Here is a 17220-nt window from a genome sequence, read left to right as displayed (position 1 = left end):
TCATCCTCTCATATTATGATTCGATCCTTTTCTTACAGGTTTATCCCACTTAAACACTTTGTTCAGCAATTTATAGACCATTTTCGATTCCTTGGTGAGGAGCGGCCCTAATATAGCCAGAATCAAGACGTACAATGCCGCAAATGGCTGTAAAATTTCGAGCAGTCCGCCCGCTTTGCCCAAATTGGCGACAATAATGGAAAATTCGCCGCGGGATACGATGGTGAGCCCGATATTGGAAGACGCTTTGCCGGATAATTTGGCGCTTCGTCCGGCCAGCATCCCTGCCACGAAGTTCCCGACCAGCGTCAACGCTACCGCACCCAACGTCATCCATACGGCGCCGCCAAGTTCCAGCGGATTAATGGTAAGTCCGAAACTGAAGAAGAAGACCGCCCCGAAAAAGTCGCGAAACGGTAAAATAAGATGCTCGATCCTTTTCATATGTTCCGTCTCCGCCAGCACCAAACCGACAAGCAGCGCGCCGATCGCTTCCGCGACGTGGATCGTCTCGGAGAAGCCCGCCACGACGAACAACAGTCCGAAAATAACGAGCATAAAGACTTCGTTCGATCGTATATTAAGCGCACGGTTCAAAAGAGGAACTGCTTTGCGGCCAATAATGAGGAAAGCGAGCATAAATCCGAGCGCGATTCCGGCGGACAACAAAACCCCGCCTAAAGAAGAAGAACCGCTCAATACGAGGCCGGACAATATCGAAATATAAACGGCCAGGAAGACATCTTCAAACATGATAATGCCGAGAATCATCTCGGTTTCGGGATTCGCCGTCCGCTTCAGGTCGACCAACACTTTGGCCACGATCGCGCTTGATGAAATCGTCGTAATCCCGGCGATGACCAACGTCTCGCTTAAAGGAAAACCTAACGCCCACCCGAATATCAATCCCAATGTGAAGTTAATTGCGATATAGATCGTTCCGCCCACCGCGATGGAACGGCCCGATTTGATCAGGCGGCCTACCGAAAATTCCAGCCCCAAGTAAAAAAGCAAGAACAGGACGCCAAGTCTGCCCATAAATTCGATGAACGGCGCGCTTTCGATAAACCGAAGGTCGAATGAGCCGAATTTGGGGGCGTGGGGACCTACAGCCATGCCGATCAATATATAAAACGGTATGATGGAAAACCGTAGTTTAGCCGAAATAAGCCCGCCGATCGCGATAAGAATAATCGCAAGCCCGATCTCTAGTACGATGTGGTCCAATATCAATCACTCCCATACAGTATAATGTGCTTCAATGCTTTCAGTTGCTGCCTCTCACCTGCGACAATGAGTGTGGAGTCCGCATTTAGCCTGTAATCGGGCCCCGGGCTAATATATTTTTTGTGGTCTTTTTCCACGACGGCAATGACGGTCGAGCCTGTCTTTTGGCGGATATTCAATTCGCCGATCGTCTTGCCGACGCATTTGGCGTTTGCATCGACACGGTACCATTCCACGATCAAATCGTTCAGTTCGATTTCAATCGTCTCCAAAGCCTTCGGCTTATAGCTCATTCCGCCGACAATAGCGGCAACCGTCCTGGCTTCATCGTCTTCAAGCGTGATCGAGGAAATGCATTCTTCCGCATCGTCGTGAAAGAAATGATATAATTCTCTTCTTCCGTCATCATGAATAACAATGACTAACTTATCTCCGCCGCGGGTTTCAACCAGAAATTTCCGGCCAATGCCCGGCAAGTCGGATTCGCGAATATTAATCATACGCTGAACCTCCCAAATGAAATTTTACGCGCTCCGCGAACGTGAAATAATCGCGTTGCCTTACAACAACACATTCCAAATAATAACAGTATAGGGCATTCGCATCATTTGCATACAGTTTTTGTCATGGTATACCCGCAAACGAACTGAATATTATAGTTTTCAGCTTGTATAACTTGGATTTAAAAACGACTTTGTCGTACGAATAAAATATTGATTTTTGTAGTTAATGGTACTGGTTTTAGGAAAAATCATAGAGAAGGGTCGGTTTATCGGGCATGCGAAAACATCCCCCGAGCAAACCGGCTGTTAAGCGGTGCGGACGATATAGTAAGATGAGGTAAATTGTAAAGGGCGCAGCAAAAGTTGCCTAAGCAGTATAGGAACGAATACGGCAAGACGAAATCTTGGTATCCTGATTCTAGACAAGCTCATTAAACAATAAAGGCTGAAGAGCAGAACGAATTGCGCCATGGCGTGCAGTTTCGCGATTTGATGATGAGTAGCCCCTACCGAATGATGGACTGTGGGCTCTTTTTTCACGGAGAGCATTTCGTTCAGCAATGCCGTATTGTCGAATTCCAGGACGGGCACTAAGGAGGAAACGAGCAAAGCAATCATCGTTACAACCAGCAGCAGCACCCGATTCATGGTGCGTCTTTCGTACATTCCTTTCCCCCCTTTCAAAGTAGAACATTCTATTGCAGAATAACATAAATTTGTCCATGCTAGCAAACATAACATGAAGGCAAAACCTGCCTGCAGCGGCAGCTAAACGGAACCGTCCGCTTGACTGCTCTTCGCGGCATGGAGCAGCGAATCGAACAAATCGTCGTCCTGTTCGAGCATGTCCTCGATCGCAACGATATCCTCTTCTTTTCCCGATTCTTTGCCGAAGCTTAAACTATACCCCCAATCTTTCCCTTTCTGGCTATAGAACGTAATTTCATAGTCGGTCGGCTGTCCCGCAAGTTGAAATAGAACCCGGCCGACAAATCCGCTTTCTTGGTTATGCGTCATGCTTGCTTCGATCACTTTCAGTTTCATTTTCCACAACTCCTCGTATGTATTGACTAATAGAATCCTTTTATGTAATCGGCATCCGCCATATCAACGAACCGTTCTGCCTGCGGCGGGACAGGCAAGCCGTCGGTTTTCGAATAACAATCTCGAACGATTCGCCCGAAAGTGCGCGCGAAATGAATCGTCAATTCCGTTTGTTCGTTTACGCCAAGTTCCGGAACAACTCTGCGAACCATCGTCGCAAACCCCGCCAAAAACGATTCAGGCTTACATTGATGCGTGATCATAAGCTGTCCCCGGTCGGTCGCGCTATTGACAATTCCGAACATAAACGCAGGCTTTTCAAGGATAAAACATCCCGTAAATAACGTATACGAAGTTTCGTCGTTGGCGGCAAACGAAACGGTATCGATCGCTTCCGCCAGTAACGCCGGCGAAACTCTTATTTCCCGGATATGCGCTTCGATAAAGTCCCGATTTCCCTTTAGCATGTCGCTTCAGCCCCTCCCGCTTGGCCTTCCTAGCATGGCCCCCTTATCTTTTCATTATAACATATGATGGATGGGAAAAAGTTCATGCGCAAGTAGAGCGGAGCACGCCGGTCTCTCCAAATATAGATAAAAAACCGCGGCCGATCCATCAATCGGCCACGGTTCTCCAAGGTATCATTTATCGCTGCCATTTACGCTTCGATCGGTTGTCCGCCTCGCTCCGCGTAAACGGTCGTATCCAGTTCTTTCACCGCTTTGCTCGTAAGAACGCCCGCCGTCATGCTTCCGCTGACGTTAAGCGCCGTACGGCCCATATCGATCAACGGCTCGACGGAGATGAGCAGCCCCGCCAAGGCAACAGGCAAGTTCATCGAGGACAGTACGAGCAGCGCCGCGAATGTCGCGCCTCCGCCGACGCCCGCTACACCGAACGAACTGATGGCCACAATCACAATCAATTGCGCGATGAATGAAAACGACAGCGGATCGATGCCTACCGTCGGCGCAATCATAACGGCAAGCATGGCCGGGTAAATGCCCGCGCAGCCGTTCTGTCCGATGGAAAGGCCGAGCGACCCGGAGAAATTCGCGATTCCGTCCGGCACGCCCAATTTATCGGTTTGCGTCTTCACGTTGAGCGGCAGCGCCCCCGCACTGGTACGAGACGTAAACGCAAATACGAGAACCGGGAAAATTTTGCGCACATACGTGATCGGGTTCAGACCCGAAAAGGCCAACAAAAGCATATGAACGATGAACATAATTGCTAAAGCCACATACGAAGCGACGACGAATTTGCCTAGTTTCAAAATGCCTTCATAGTCGCTCGTTGCCGTCACTTTCGTCATCAAGGCAAGAACGCCGTATGGCGTTATCCTTAGCACGATCGTAACGACGCGCATAATGATGGTGTAGAACATTTCAACGAATTTTTCAAACAAATCCGCTTGTTCCGGCTTTTTCCGTTTGACGCCCAAGAAGGCAAAGCCGAGAAATGCCGCGAAAATAACGACCGCGATTGTTGATGTGGCGCGAGCGCCGGTCAAATCCGCGAACGGGTTGCTCGGCAAGAGTTCGACGATCTTCTGCGGCATCGTCATGTGTTGGATATCGCCGAGCCGTTGTTCGAGCGCCTCCCCGCGCGACGTTTCCAAATCGCCCGCCTCGATTTGGATCGCCTCCAGCTTGAATGTTGCCGTCGTGGCAATTCCGATTGCCGCCGCCACAGCGGTCGTGCCGATTAAGATCGCAATAACAAGAACGCCGATTTTCCCGAAGTTTTTGCTAAGCTTCATTTTCGTGAATGCCGATAAGATCGAGACGAATACGAGCGGCATAACGATCATTTGCAAAAACTTGACATAACCGTTGCCGACGATGCCGAACCAGTCCAAAGACGTTTTCAATACTTCCGATTTGGCTCCGTAAATGTATTGCAGCGCCAACCCGAATAAGACTCCCACTCCCAATGCAGTAAAAACGCGTTTCGAGAACGAGATATGTTTTTTCTGCATATAAAATAAGCCGGCGATGAATATTAGCATAATAACAATATTAATAATCGTCTGAAGCGCCACCGTTACCTCACTCCTTAACTTCATGTTTAATCTTAGGATAGCCAAACTTGAAATTTACAATGTAATCTATTTATAGTTCAACAATCCCTATCTGTCAAGTAGGAATTAATTATCGCTTTCTTCGTCCTGAAAAATTTTGCTATTTACAGCGATCTTTAAATTCGATAGTATAGAGCATTATAGTTGTATACAAGTATACTTGTATGATGAATATGAGAAGAAAAGGAGATGCTTTGACTTGAAGCTAGGTATGATAGGCCTTGGCAAAATGGGGTTTCATTTGGCTGAAAATATGCTGCGCCATCGCCATGAAGTCGTTGCATACGACGTTCATCCCGAGCCTGCTCAAGAACTGTCGGAACAAGGGGCCGTTGCCTCCAGTTCGATCGAAGAACTGGTCGCCGCATTGGAAGCGCCTCGAACCGTGTGGATCATGGTTCCGTCGGGCCCGGTCGTGGACTCGGTGATTGACTCGCTTATCCCGTTGCTCGGCCAAGGGGATACGATTATCGACGGCGGCAATTCCCATTATCAAGATTCCATCCTGCGGGCCGGCAAATTAAAGTCCCGCGGGATCCATTTTCTCGACGTAGGCACGTCCGGCGGAATCGAAGGGGCGCATCGCGGCGGCTGTTTCATGATCGGCGGAGAACGGCGCAGTTTCACGCTTGTCGAACCGCTGTTCCGGGATATCGCCGTGGATCGAGGGTATTTATACGCGGGCGAATCCGGCAGCGGACACTTTCTGAAAATGATTCATAACGGGATCGAATACGGGATGATGCAGTCGATTGCCGAAGGCTTCGAATTGTTGGAAAAAAGCAGCTTTCCATTCAACTTTGAAGAAGTGGCCCGCGTGTGGGCGAACGGTTCCGTCATTCGCGGCTGGCTTATGGAACTGACGGAGAGAGCGTTCTCGAAAGATCCGAAATTGGCCGGCATCCAAGGGGTGATGCAATCGTCGGGCGAAGGCAAATGGACGGTCGAAACGGCTCTTGACCTGCAAGCAAGCACTCCGGTGATCGCCATGTCCCTGCTGATGCGCTACCGGTCGCTCGAAACCGACGCCTTTCACGGCAAAGTCGTCGCCGCGCTGCGGAACGAATTCGGCGGCCACGCGGTTGGCAAATCCCAATGAGCCAAGCTTTCGGGGATGGAATTGCGGGAGGCATGTATGCTAAAATCGATGTATCGTCTTGGACGAAACGAAGTTCGATAGGAGCGTTATATTGGTATGCAATATCCATCCGCTTGGCTGCAAGGCTCATCGCTCGGCGAATCCATCGCCTGCGAATTAAGATTGCGAATTGTGAACGGAAGCGTGAAACCGGGAGAGGTCTTGTCCGAGAATCGGATTGCCTCCGATTTCGGGACGAGCAGATCGCCGGTGCGGGAAGCTTTAAAAACGTTGTCCGGCGAAGGCTTGATCCGTTTGGAGCGGATGGGCGCCGTCGTGATAGGCTTGAACCGGAAAGACGTCGAAGAATTATACGATGTCCGTTACCTGATCGAAGGCTTTGTCCAGCAGCGAATCGTCAGCATGCCCCAGGCCACGAATCCGGACGCCTTGCTGCAACAGTTGCAACAAATCGTCGACAAAATGGAGCTTGCGGCGAAACACGGCAATGCGGTCGATTTCTCATATCATGACATGTCATTCCACGAAGCGATCGTTTTGCGGGCCGGGCATACGCGAATGATTCACCTCTGGAACAGCATCCGCCATCTCGTCATGGCCGTTATGCTGGTTACCACGGAAAACGTTTTCTCGCAGGGAACCCGCAAAATAAGCGACGTCATCGAGAAACATCGCAAAATCATGCAAAGCATGGAATCGAATGACATCGAGCTCATTCAAAAAGGGGCTCGCGACTATTTTGCCGATTCTCTTGCCACCCTTCACCGCAGTTTTCCGTCTGGTTAAAGAAAGCTGCCGGATTGCGGCGCCTAAAGCTGTCGACAAGTATACACGAAACATGCATGTGATAGCTGCCGGATGAATGACAAATACTAAGGCATGCTATGAAAACATTATGTAAGCGTTGCAAACGTAAAAAAACAGCTCTGTTCAGTCTGAGCCCATCTTAGGAGGTTAGACAGCATGAATTCGCTTTTCGGGCTTAGTCATAACGTTACTTTATTAATGTGGACGCTCGTTGCCATCGTCTTTCTCATTGTGCTTATCTCGAAATACAAGTGGAACCCTTTCGTTACCTTGTTGATTTCGTCTATGCTGCTCGGGCTGCTTGCGGGGTCGCTACCGGTTCGGCTACGGTGGCTATGACTACGGCCGTCGGCATCGTCGCTCCCGTGATTGCCCTCAATCCGGGAACGAATATCGAGTTGGTCGTGCTGGCCACGGGCGCGGGGTCGCTTGTACTCTCGCATGTAAACGATGCCGGCTTCTGGATGGTGAAGGAATTTTTCAATATGTCCGTGCCGCAAACGTTGAAATCATGGACGGTTATGGAGACATTGCTGTCCGTAATCGGATTGATTTTTATTCTTGCGCTCGACGTTATTATATAAGCGCGATAAGCGCGAATTTTGCAGGCTTGTTGTTTTGGAAAGGAGAATTGCCGTTGAATCCAAAAACGTATATGATCGGTATCGACATCGGAACGACCAGCACTAAAGCCGTATTGTTCGAAGAGGGCGGAAGCATTGCGGCGAAGGCGGACGAGGAATATCCTTTGTTGACTCCGACGGCGTCCGCGGCGGAACAGGATCCGGATCAAATTTTTGCGGCCGTGCTTCATACCGTCCAAGCAATCATGCGCACCGGGAAGATCCGCCCCGAACAAGTCATGTTCGTGTCGTTCAGTTCGGCAATGCATAGCGTGATCGCCGTCGACGCGGACGGAAAGCCGCTGACCGGATGCATCACCTGGGCCGACAACCGCAGCGAAGAATGGGCCGCCCGTTTAAAACGGGAAATGAACGGCCACGAACTCTACTTGCGAACGGGAACGCCGATCCATCCGATGTCCCCCGTTACCAAATTGATATGGATGAGGCATGAGCTGCAGGACGTTTTTGCCCGGACCTATAAATTTATCTCGATTAAAGAATATGTCATTGCTAAACTGTTCGGCCAATATGTTGTCGACTACTCTATCGCCTCCGCTACCGGAATGATGAATCTGGAGCGGTTGGCATGGGACGAAGAGGCGCTGCGCCTTGCCGGCATTACGGAAGGGCAGCTGTCCCTGCTCGTGCCGACGACCCACGCCATGCATGGCTTGCGCCCGGAATACGCCCGGGAGATGGGGCTTGCGGCGTCGACCCCTTTTATCGTCGGGGCCAGCGACGGGGTGCTGTCCAATCTGGGGGTTAATGCAATCGCCCCCGGCGTCGTAGCGGCTACAATCGGTACGAGCGGAGCCATTCGCACGGTCGTCGATAAGCCCGCGACCGACCCGAAGGGGAGAATTTTCTGCTACGCGTTGACCGACAAGCAATGGGTGATCGGGGGACCGGTTAACAACGGCGGCATGATTTTTCGCTGGGTGCGGGACGAATTCGCGGCCGCGGAGATGGAAACGGCGAAGCGCCTCGGCATCAATCCGTACGATGTGTTGACGAAGATCACCGAACGGGTTCCTCCCGGAGCGGACGGATTGATCTTTCATCCGTATTTAACCGGCGAACGGGCGCCGTTATGGAACTCCCACGCGCGCGGCTCGTTCTTCGGATTGACCATCCGCCACAAAAAAGAACATATGATTCGCGCCGTCTTAGAAGGAATCATTATCAATATGTATACCGTGCTGCTGGCGATGAAAGAGCAAATCGGGCAGCCCCGCAAAATCCACGCGACCGGGGGGTTCGCCCGTTCGGCGGTTTGGCGGCAAATGATGGCCGATATTTTCGACCAGGAAGTGGTCGTCCCCGAAAGTTTCGAAAGCTCCTGTTTAGGGGCTGTCGTCCTTGGGCTGTATGCGCTCGGGAAAACCGATTCCTTGGATATCGTCGCCGATATGGTAGGAGTGACGCATTCGCATACTCCGATTCCGCAGAACGTGCAAATCTATCAAGAATTGGCTCCGATCTATATAAGCATCTCGCGCAAACTGCAGGAAGAATACGAGGCTATCGCCAGGTTTCAGCGACGCGACGCGGAACGCCGGCAATGATCGAAGGCCGTGGGATATCTGAATCCCGCGGCCTTTTGCTTGGGCGCTTGCCATGCCCGCGGGCCCGGTGATATGTTAGGTATACGGAAAGATCGATCTGAAAAAGATAAGAGAGATCGGCCAGAGACCATTTTCCCGGGAGGCAAAAAAAAGCGATGTCGACAACCGTGATCATTGTTGTTTCCGTAATAGCAATCATCGTTATTGCGCTTATCGCCGCAAGCCTGTTCTTCTATAAGCTTGCCATCAAACGAGCGAACAAAGATTTTTTGGCGGGAAATCCCGATTTGAAAGTAAACGAAGGGGCGGACGTATCGGTGTACGAATCCAAATGGGTCGATTCGCAAACGTTCGAGACACTGACTATTACATCCGATGACGGCTTGGCGCTGCGCGGCTGCTATCTAAAGGCGAAAAAACCGACGCTGCAAACCGTTATTTTGGCGCATGGATATTCGGGCAGAGGCAAAGATATGGCTTCACTGGCGGAACTGTATCATGAAACGATGGGGTTCAATGTCTTGATGCCGGATAACAGAGGCCATGGGGATAGCGAAGGGGACTATATCGGATTCGGTTGGCACGACCGCAAGGATTACATAAAATGGATTGATGAGATCGTTCGCCGGGACGGCAAAGACGCCCGAATTGTGCTTCACGGCATTTCCATGGGCGGAGCGACCGTGCTCATGACCAGCGGCGAACGGCTGCCCGAGCAAGTCAAATGCATCGTCGCGGATTGCGCCTATAGTTCGGTGAAAGACATCCTATCTTATCAACTAAAAAGAATGTACAAGCTGCCCCCTTTCCCGTTCATTCCCCTCACCAGCCTCGTCTGCAGGCTGAGAGCCGGGTACTTCTTCGGCGAAGCGTCGGCGATGGATCAAGTAGCCAGAAACGAAAAGCCGATCCTGTTCATTCACGGGGAAGAGGATACGTTCGTACCGACGGAAATGGTTCATCGGCTGTATGAAAAATCGAAAGGATACAAGGAGATTTTCCTTGTGCCGCAGGCCGGGCACGGGACGGCCTACGCCACGGACAAGACGGGCTACGCCCGCAAAGTGAAGCAGTTCGTCCAAAGATTCGTAGGGGCGGGCGAGAAGGAAACTTTTGCGTAGGCAGCCTGCCCCTCCAATGTATTCACGTTCGTGCATCCTACGCATTGCGGGATGCTTGTGTGCGTACGGTGCAACGCTAATGCCGCGCGATGTGGACAGAGATCCCTTATAGTCTCACAGATTGAACGCTCGTTCGAGCTCGGCAATTTGGGGCCGATCGATCGGTATAATTTCGCCGAGGCATTTGGAGGAAATAACGGCCTTGGAGCTATATTCCGCCACTTCCAACCGGTCGAAGGCGTTGAGCAGCCCGCTGCCGGTCACGATGACGCAATCGTTCTCCACCATGGCGATCGGCGTGTCAGGACGGAAGACGTCCGCGACGGCCTGCGGCTGTAGAAACGGCGCTCCGAACGGAAGCTTCGGAATATTCCGCAGCAAAATATAGCTCTCCGGTATCGTTCGCGAATCGAACGGTTCTTTCGTCGCGGCAAAAGCCATAATGTTGGGCGGATGCGCGATCACAATCGACTCGATATGCGGATGCTTCTCGTAAATCGATTGATGCAACAATACCGATCGGCTTGGTATTTTGCCGGCTTCCTTCCTGCCGTCGTCGATTCGGACGATATCGTCCGCCTCCAAATATTTGCGGTCCTTATCGCACGGAGTAATAAGAAACGACCGGCCTTCAAGCCGCTGCGAGAACGTTCCTTGCGTGCTCGTAAACAGTTTCTGGTCATAGGCGCGGTGAATGAGCGCGCACATCTCTCTCCTCGCTTCTCTTTCCCTGCTGCCGAACCGCGACGGTGCGAATTCCTCCATATCCGGGTGCTTCTTGCAGCCCGACTGCTCGATTTGCTCCTTCGTCAACGTGACAGGCTCGCCGATCCGGTTCGCTTTAATTTGCAGCCGCGCGCAAAATTCCAGCGTCTCGAACGCCATAAACGCTTTAAAGAGGTTTTCCCCTCCGACGACAATGCCGTGATTTTCCAGCATTACGGTATTGAATCCCCGCTCAAAGACGGAAGCGATGCGCTCTCCGAGCTGCGCGCTCCCCGGCAGTCCGTATTCGGCCATCCCTACTTCTCCGCAAATTTGCTTGACGCCCGGCAGCAGGTATATATTCGGCGTTTGGCGCACGATGCTGAATGCTACGAGGGCAGGCGGATGCGCGTGCAGCACGGCCTTAATATCTTTTCTGCTCCGGTAGATCAGTTCATGGAACGGAAATTCGCTCGACGGTTTGTAGTTTCCGACGACCGTGCCGTCAGGTTGAACGCAGACGATATCTTTTCGCGACAGCGATCCTTTATCCACCCCTGCCGGCGTAATCCAAATCGCGCCGTTGTCGTCGAGAATGGACAGATTCCCGCCGGATGTCGTCGTCATTCCATATCCATATATGCGCTCCATCATCATCATAATTTGGTCGGCTGGATGCAGCATGGCGAAGTTCATGGTTTGTCTCTCCCTCTTTTTTGAATTTGTCTGTTTGCATTTGTTTGTTTTTATTATACAACGTTCACACCCGTTTTTGTGTGATTTATATAACTTGATCGTGCAAAAAACACATGAATGGCATGTCCAGCGGGAATGATATCAAATATGATTCAGGAGGTGTCTTCATTTGGATCGATTCAAAGAGGAAGAGAAAGAACCGTATACCGATTTGGCGACTGTCGAATCGCAGCGCAACGATTTGACGGCTGAAGAGTTTCCCGAGGGGCCGTACGGGTCGAGTTTGGAGGTGGAGTCGCTCGGCAAAAGCTCGCCATGGCGCGAGGATCAGCGTCCTCCCAATACGTTTGCTTACGAAAATCGGGAACTGCACGAAGGATTGGAACGCGGCTATCCCGGCGATCATCCGACGCATGACGAAGACGCCGATAAGGAGTGACGCTTTCGACAACCGGCGGTGGCTGCGGTTTGCCATTCGCCGGAAGGTTGTCGTACCCGCCGACGAAACCCGCTATTGGAGTCAATTTCATCATACCGCTGGCGGATGACGACCCGCCGGGCGGGCTAACGAAACTAGAACACGCTAATTGCCTGTAAATTACCTTATTGCTGATTATGAAATTGACTCATTTGCTCGAATTTCACCGCAAACCGTCCCCTCCCCCATCGAAGCCATTAGCGTTGCATAGGCTTTTTCGTACCTTTCGTGCACTCAAGCTTTTTTTTCGACCCTTTGTGGAAATCCCCCTCGTTCAGAAGTGAAGCCTCATGGGAATATCGCATCCTAAATACCGTATGAGACTGGAGTTATTGTGCCGGACATCCCGTTTCACTCTGCTGAGCGAAGGGGATTTCGACAAAAGGGGGTTACGGTATCCCTAGATCTGCGAACGAATCGCTTGAACCTGTCCGCAAATGACTGTCGCGAGAAGCGCGGTAAACCGCTCAATGCAACGCTACCCCATCGAAGCGAGAAAAAAAGGGCATTCTCGCAGCAATTTCGCAGGCTTTGCCTGGCCGATCGGCGACATCAACGACTTTTGCAGGTTTGGCGGTTCGCGGCTAGACGTATGCGGCGCTTCGGTCGGAAGTACGGTTTGCGAACCGTTATCCCTTCAACCCGCCCAAGCTGATCCCCGACGTAATTTGCCGCTGCAGTATCGCGTACAGCACCATCGTCGGAATCATCACCGTCACGAGCCCTGCGAACAATGCGCCCCAATCGGTAGCGTACCGCTGCACTTCCATCAAATAAGCGAGCCCGAGCGTGAGCGTTCTTTTGCTTTCCGTAGAAATGAAAGACAGCGCCATAATATATTCGTTCCAGAACGCCATAAAATTAAAAATGGTGATCGTGACGACCCCAGCCTTCGCCATCGGCGCGATAATACGCAACAAAATGCCGAAGTGCGAGCACCCGTCAATCATCGCGGCCTCTTCATACTCCTTCGGAATCGTCACCAGAAATCCGGTCAACAAATAAATCGTGAACGGAATGGCATGCGCGGCATAGGCGATGCCGAGCCCGGCCAGATTGTCGAGCAGATGCAGCTTGTTAAGCAGCATAAATAACGGCACGATGCTGAATGCGATCGGGAAAAACAACGCCGACATAAACATCCGTCTCAGAAATCCGGAGAACGGAAAACGGAAACGAGTAATCGCGTAAGCGGCGGCAAACGAAATCGAATTGCAAATGAGCAGCGCTACAATCGTAACAACGGCCGAATTGATGAAATAATGGCCGATTTGCGCCTCCGTAAACGCTTTGACAAAGTTTTCGAAATAGAATTGCTTCGGCAGCGCCCAGGGGCTGTCGTAAAATTCGTTTGTCGTTTTGAACGAAGTATACACCGTCCAGATGAGCGGATACAAAACGACAATGCTGTACAGCATCAAAATCATTCTTGTCGGCAACAGCGATAAGAACGGGTCCGACTTTCGTTCCGTCTTCATAGGCATACTCCTTAATATTCGACGGATTCTTTGTCCGTCAATTTTTCGCTAAGCCAAGCGAGCGTTATGGTCACGATTAAGGTAAAAACGCCGATCGCGGCGCCGTACCCGAAATTGCCGTTTTGCATCGCTTGTTTGTACAGATAGGTCATCAACACGGACGATTCGTTGTCGGGTCCGCTGTTGGTCATCACTTGAACATACGTAAAGCTGTTGTTAAACACGCCGATCAGGAAAAAGACGATCGTAATCCGCACGACGCTCCAAATAAGCGGAAACGTAATATGCAGAAATTGCTGCATTTCCGTCGCCCCCTCCAGCACGGCCGATTCGTACAAATGAGCAGGAACCCCCTCCATCGCCGCAATATAGATGATCATATAATAGCCGACCGCCTGCCACACCATCGGAAACACAAGGGCCCACAGTACCGTGCCGCTCTCCCCGAGCCAGGCATGCGTCAAGCTTTGGAGCCCGATCGCTTCCATAAAGGAATTTAAAATGCCGAACGTCGGATGGTAGATGAAAGACCATAAGATCGAAATGACGACGAGCGCAAGCACGTTCGGAAAGAAAAAGACGGTACGGTAAAACGGCCGTTCCCGAAACCTTTTGCGTGTCAGCAATACGGCGAACAGCAAAGACAGCGCCATCGTGACGACCGGGACGACGAGAAGCAGGAAAATATTGTTGCGCAGCGATTTCCAAACGATCGGATCCTGTGCCAGCGTGCGGAAATTGTCCAAACCGATAAACTCGCTCTCGGCCGAAATGCCGCTCCAACTGTAAAAGGCCATCGTAATGGCCCGGAGAAACGGATACAGCGAAAAAATGCCGAAGACGATCACGGCGGGAAGGACGCAAACCGCAATAAAAACATTTTTGCTACGGTTGGTCATGAATTTACCCCCTGGAAGCGATGTCCGGGCGAAGGCGGAGCTTCGCCGGACGGATAGGAAGAATACTTGCCTGAATACCTGCTTTTACTGGGAAGACTTCGCCATTAAATCGCGCAGTTTGGCCGAAGCTTTCTCCACGCGGTCCATCCACTCGTCAACGGTCGATTTCTTGTTCATAATATTGTTGAGCGGATTGTACAATTCGTCATTGATAATAATTTCCGTCTTCGGCGTGACCGTCCATTGGAACAGAACCGGTTTGACGCCGTTATCGAATACCTTAACGGAATTGTACATCGATTCCGAAATATACGGTTTCGCCAGTTCGGCCCCGTTCTTCACCGCCAGAACCCCCATCGACTTCTCGGCGTTCGACTTCACGCTCTCTTCCGTATATTGATATTTCAAAAATTCTTTCGCCAGCTCCGGATTTTTCGCTTTGAGCGGAATGTACAGACCTTCAAAGCTCGTTTGCGCATAGCGCTGATCTCCCGCATTTTTGACCGGAGGAGCCATAAATCCGAATTTGAAACCTTCCTCGCGCGGAGCGTCCTTCATCTCCCCTTCGAACCAGTTGCCGTTCGGAATGAACAGCGCCTTGCCTTTCAGAAACTCGGTTTGCGCCTGCGTATGGTTCAAGGCGACCGTTCCCGGCATTAAGTACCCTTTTTGCGCAATTTGATTGTAAATTTCGAACGCCTGCTTTACCGCATCCGATTTAAACGCGTTTTCTTCGTAATTTTCGATTTTGGCAATCGCTTCGATGCCGCCGAACGAAGCGATCGTAGGCACGACTACGCTTTCGTTATAGGACGGATAGATGCCCTGATAAGTGAAAAGAGATCGCCCTTCCTGCTTGGCCGTTTCGCCCAGAGCGAAAAATTCGTCCCAAGTTTCGGGAGCTTTCCAACCTTTTTGCTCGAATAACGTCTGGTTGTACCACAAGCCCAACGTCGAAACGTAGAACGGGGCGTAATAAATTTTGCCGTCTTTATAAGGCTGGGCATACTCCAACATGCCGTCCGTGATGACATCTTTAAGCGGGACATCCTGATCGAGCGTTTTGCTGTCGAACACATCGTTCAGTTCCAGAAACGCCTTTTCCTTGATCATCGCCTGGATCGTATGCGTATTCTCGGTTAAAGGGGCGTAGATGAAATCGGGCGGATTGCCCGCTACCAATTGCGGTTTGATGACATCCATAATTTTCGGATTGGACGTCAAGTTGACTTTGACCCCTGGGTAATCGGCTTCGAACCGTTTAATGACTTCTTCCCAATAAGCTTTGCCGTAGCCGCCCTCAAATACGGCGACGTTCAGCTCCTTGTTGGCAAATTCCTTTTTCTCTTCCGTCGGCGCAGGCTCTTCGCTCTTCGGCGCTTCCTCCTGCTTCGCCTCCTCTTGCTGGGCGGCCGGCTGCTGCGGTTGTTCCGGCGGCGCCGCCTGATTGCCTCCGCATGCCGATACGAAAATGACGATCAGCGCCAGCATGGATAAAAGTACTGCGTGTCTCAACAGATTATCTTTCATCTAGAACCCTCCGTTTTTCGAATCTTGCGTTCCCGGTTCCATCGTAATATAGATAAGAGGGACTTGGTATCAATTGTATTTACCTAAACATCAACTATTTTGACTATCGGGGAAAAGAACTTTTTTCTTAAACTCGCTCGGGCTTTGCCCGTAATATTTGCGGAACATGCGATTGAAGTAAAACTGATTCTCGATGCCGATGGAAGCCGCGACTTCGCGAACGTTCAGGTCGGGATTGGTCAGCAGCTTACGCGCCCGCTCCATCCGGTAATCGTTCAAATAATTGATAATGTTCTTGCCGGTCTCGTTCTTGAACAAACGGCATAAATAACTTTCATTCATGCTCACTTGTTGGGCGACCATTTCCAACGTTATTTTTTGACAGTGATGCTGCTCCAGGAAATCGATGATCGCGTTCACTTCTTTGCGGTATTTGCGCCGTCTCGGCTCGTTCGCTTCCGCTCGGCTTTTTGCCAGCGATTCGTACGCCGGCCTCATTCGCTCCAAACCGTTGAAAGGTTCGCTAAACGCCGCGCTGACCGTCAAATTCAGATACATTTGCAGCATGGCGGGAATTTTGCGCAATAGATGCCGCTTGCGCCGTTCCGTATCGGCATCGCCGCCCGCCGCCGGCATGAGCACGACGTATTCCTTGCTGTGCAAATCCACCACTTCGATCGGCTCGAACTCGCTTAATACGTCGCGAACGATGTTCCCGACCGAGAAGCCGAGAAGTTCCTTATCCTTGATTTTCCCTGTCGATAAAGCGCTCTCAAAACGCTCGATCTCGATCCGCAGCAGGCAACTGTCGCCCGGAACGGCTGCGATGCCGAGTTCCTTCGCTTTCCGCTCGATATAGGCCGGAGGATAGGACCCGTCATGCAGCAGATCGTATAGAAACTGCCTTTTCAAGAGCAATTGATTTTCCTTCAAGGCGAAATGCACTTGCAAATGAAGTTGTTTCTGCTTTCTGTCCTCCGCGATTCGTTCCGCCGCTTTCCTCAGCAATTCCAACAATTCATCCGGTTTCAACGTAATTTTGAGCAAATAATCGAACGCCCCGAGCTTCATCGCCTTTCTCACCAATTCGTACTCCCCGTAATTGCTAAGCACGATCGTTTTCCCGGGAAAGCGGTTTTCCTGCAGCTTGGCGATGAGGCCCAACCCGTCCAGCTTCGGCATTTTCAAGTCGGTAATCACGATATCGGGCTGTTCCCGCTCAATCAGCTTTAACGCCGCGAGCCCGTCCGACGCCCCTCCGATCAGTTGAAACCCATAGTCTTCCCATGCCACCATCGTCTTCAGCGCGATTCTTACAATTTTCTCGTCGTCCACGATCAATACTTTCATTGCCGACAC

Annotated in this window: 17 protein-coding genes and 1 pseudogene; 7 read left to right on the top strand and 11 right to left on the bottom strand. The window is 51.1% G+C overall.

Annotated elements, in window-relative coordinates:
* The 6 genes from KQI79_RS04750 to KQI79_RS04725 all read right to left on the bottom strand — a co-directional run bounded on the left by KQI79_RS04750 (position 1) and on the right by KQI79_RS04725 (position 4785).
* Positions 1-1227 carry a cation:proton antiporter gene (locus KQI79_RS04750; RefSeq protein ID WP_216537075.1) on the bottom strand — a complete coding sequence of 409 codons (1227 nt, stop codon included), beginning with the start codon at positions 1225-1227 and terminating at the stop codon, positions 1-3.
* A gap of 2 nt (positions 1228-1229) precedes the next feature.
* Positions 1230-1727: a cation:proton antiporter regulatory subunit gene (locus KQI79_RS04745; RefSeq protein WP_253297949.1), complete on the bottom strand. Its 498-nt coding sequence runs from the start codon at positions 1725-1727 to the stop codon at positions 1230-1232.
* A 309-nt stretch (positions 1728-2036) separates the two neighbouring features.
* Positions 2037-2396 carry a hypothetical protein gene (locus KQI79_RS04740; RefSeq protein WP_216537074.1) on the bottom strand — a complete coding sequence of 120 codons (360 nt, stop codon included), beginning with the start codon at positions 2394-2396 and terminating at the stop codon, positions 2037-2039.
* A 102-nt stretch (positions 2397-2498) separates the two neighbouring features.
* A complete protein-coding gene (locus tag KQI79_RS04735) occupies positions 2499-2774 on the bottom strand; it encodes a hypothetical protein (RefSeq protein ID WP_216537073.1) in 276 nt (91 codons plus the stop codon).
* 26 nt (positions 2775-2800) lie between these two features.
* A complete protein-coding gene (locus KQI79_RS04730; protein ID WP_216537072.1) occupies positions 2801-3241 on the bottom strand; it encodes a hypothetical protein in 441 nt (146 codons plus the stop codon).
* Between the two features lie 191 nt (positions 3242-3432).
* A complete protein-coding gene (locus tag KQI79_RS04725; protein WP_230192347.1) occupies positions 3433-4785 on the bottom strand; it encodes an L-cystine transporter in 1353 nt (450 codons plus the stop codon).
* Positions 4786-5056: 271 nt separating this feature from the next.
* On the opposite strand from KQI79_RS04725, the gene gnd reads away from it, so the two are divergent.
* The 6 genes and pseudogenes from gnd (at position 5057) to KQI79_RS04695 (ending at position 10075) form a co-directional block, all read left to right on the top strand.
* Positions 5057-5956 (top strand): phosphogluconate dehydrogenase (NAD(+)-dependent, decarboxylating), encoded by a 900-nt coding sequence (gene gnd, locus KQI79_RS04720; protein ID WP_216537070.1) that lies wholly within the window; start codon positions 5057-5059, stop codon positions 5954-5956.
* 96 nt (positions 5957-6052) lie between these two features.
* Entirely contained in the window at positions 6053-6742 is a 690-nt protein-coding gene (locus KQI79_RS04715) for a GntR family transcriptional regulator (RefSeq protein WP_216537069.1), read from the top strand.
* A 177-nt stretch (positions 6743-6919) separates the two neighbouring features.
* Entirely contained in the window at positions 6920-7102 is a 183-nt protein-coding gene (locus tag KQI79_RS04710; RefSeq protein WP_216537068.1) for a GntP family permease, read from the top strand.
* Positions 7066-7347, top strand: a pseudogene (locus KQI79_RS04705) (GntT/GntP/DsdX family permease); the annotation flags it as partial. The gene KQI79_RS04710 and the pseudogene KQI79_RS04705, both read left to right, overlap by 37 nt.
* Before the next feature lie 71 nt (positions 7348-7418).
* Positions 7419-8954 (top strand): gluconokinase, encoded by a 1536-nt coding sequence (gene gntK, locus KQI79_RS04700; protein ID WP_483311368.1) that lies wholly within the window; start codon positions 7419-7421, stop codon positions 8952-8954.
* A 155-nt stretch (positions 8955-9109) separates the two neighbouring features.
* Positions 9110-10075, top strand: coding sequence for an alpha/beta hydrolase (locus KQI79_RS04695; RefSeq protein ID WP_216537066.1), 966 nt, complete (start codon positions 9110-9112; stop codon positions 10073-10075).
* A gap of 114 nt (positions 10076-10189) precedes the next feature.
* On the opposite strand, the gene KQI79_RS04690 is transcribed toward KQI79_RS04695, so the two are convergent.
* Positions 10190-11476, bottom strand: coding sequence for a class II aldolase/adducin family protein (locus tag KQI79_RS04690; RefSeq protein ID WP_216537065.1), 1287 nt, complete (start codon positions 11474-11476; stop codon positions 10190-10192).
* Positions 11477-11645: 169 nt separating this feature from the next.
* Here KQI79_RS04690 and KQI79_RS04685 point away from each other — a divergent pair, with 169 nt between their 5' ends.
* Entirely contained in the window at positions 11646-11915 is a 270-nt protein-coding gene (locus KQI79_RS04685; protein ID WP_216537064.1) for a hypothetical protein, read from the top strand.
* A gap of 668 nt (positions 11916-12583) precedes the next feature.
* Here KQI79_RS04685 and KQI79_RS04680 read toward each other — a convergent pair.
* The 4 genes from KQI79_RS04680 to KQI79_RS04665 form a co-directional block, all read right to left on the bottom strand.
* Entirely contained in the window at positions 12584-13432 is an 849-nt protein-coding gene (locus KQI79_RS04680) for a carbohydrate ABC transporter permease (protein ID WP_216537063.1), read from the bottom strand.
* 11 nt (positions 13433-13443) lie between these two features.
* Entirely contained in the window at positions 13444-14331 is an 888-nt protein-coding gene (locus KQI79_RS04675; RefSeq protein ID WP_216537062.1) for a carbohydrate ABC transporter permease, read from the bottom strand.
* Positions 14332-14415: 84 nt separating this feature from the next.
* The gene (locus tag KQI79_RS04670; RefSeq protein WP_216537061.1) at positions 14416-15861 is read right to left on the bottom strand and encodes a carbohydrate ABC transporter substrate-binding protein; all 1446 of its coding nucleotides are present in this window, start codon (positions 15859-15861) and stop codon (positions 14416-14418) included.
* 90 nt (positions 15862-15951) lie between these two features.
* Entirely contained in the window at positions 15952-17211 is a 1260-nt protein-coding gene (locus KQI79_RS04665) for a response regulator (RefSeq protein WP_216537060.1), read from the bottom strand.
* Positions 17212-17220: the final 9 nt, after the last annotated feature.

It is taken from the genome of Paenibacillus sp. MSJ-34 (genome assembly GCF_018918005.1).
GTDB lineage: Bacteria > Bacillota > Bacilli > Paenibacillales > Paenibacillaceae > MSJ-34.
Note: the sequence above shows the minus strand (reverse complement) of the source record. Positions and strands in the feature narration are given on the sequence as shown.

Excerpts from the sequence above, each read along its gene's own strand:
- KQI79_RS04730 (WP_216537072.1), bottom strand. The coding sequence starts at position 3,241 with ATGCTAAAGGGAAATCGGGACTTTATCGAAGCGCATATCCGGGAAATA.
- KQI79_RS04675 (WP_216537062.1), bottom strand. The coding sequence starts at position 14,331 with ATGACCAACCGTAGCAAAAATGTTTTTATTGCGGTTTGCGTCCTTCCC.
- KQI79_RS04665 (WP_216537060.1), bottom strand. The coding sequence starts at position 17,211 with ATGAAAGTATTGATCGTGGACGACGAGAAAATTGTAAGAATCGCGCTG.
- KQI79_RS04745 (WP_253297949.1), bottom strand. The coding sequence starts at position 1,727 with ATGATTAATATTCGCGAATCCGACTTGCCGGGCATTGGCCGGAAATTT.
- KQI79_RS04670 (WP_216537061.1), bottom strand. The coding sequence starts at position 15,861 with ATGAAAGATAATCTGTTGAGACACGCAGTACTTTTATCCATGCTGGCG.
- KQI79_RS04695 (WP_216537066.1), top strand. The coding sequence starts at position 9,110 with ATGTCGACAACCGTGATCATTGTTGTTTCCGTAATAGCAATCATCGTT.
- KQI79_RS04690 (WP_216537065.1), bottom strand. The coding sequence starts at position 11,476 with ATGAACTTCGCCATGCTGCATCCAGCCGACCAAATTATGATGATGATG.
- KQI79_RS04715 (WP_216537069.1), top strand. The coding sequence starts at position 6,053 with ATGCAATATCCATCCGCTTGGCTGCAAGGCTCATCGCTCGGCGAATCC.
- KQI79_RS04710 (WP_216537068.1), top strand. The coding sequence starts at position 6,920 with ATGAATTCGCTTTTCGGGCTTAGTCATAACGTTACTTTATTAATGTGG.
- KQI79_RS04680 (WP_216537063.1), bottom strand. The coding sequence starts at position 13,432 with ATGAAGACGGAACGAAAGTCGGACCCGTTCTTATCGCTGTTGCCGACA.
- KQI79_RS04735 (WP_216537073.1), bottom strand. The coding sequence starts at position 2,774 with ATGAAACTGAAAGTGATCGAAGCAAGCATGACGCATAACCAAGAAAGC.
- KQI79_RS04740 (WP_216537074.1), bottom strand. The coding sequence starts at position 2,396 with ATGTACGAAAGACGCACCATGAATCGGGTGCTGCTGCTGGTTGTAACG.
- KQI79_RS04725 (WP_230192347.1), bottom strand. The coding sequence starts at position 4,785 with ATGCTAATATTCATCGCCGGCTTATTTTATATGCAGAAAAAACATATC.
- gntK (WP_483311368.1), top strand. The coding sequence starts at position 7,419 with ATGATCGGTATCGACATCGGAACGACCAGCACTAAAGCCGTATTGTTC.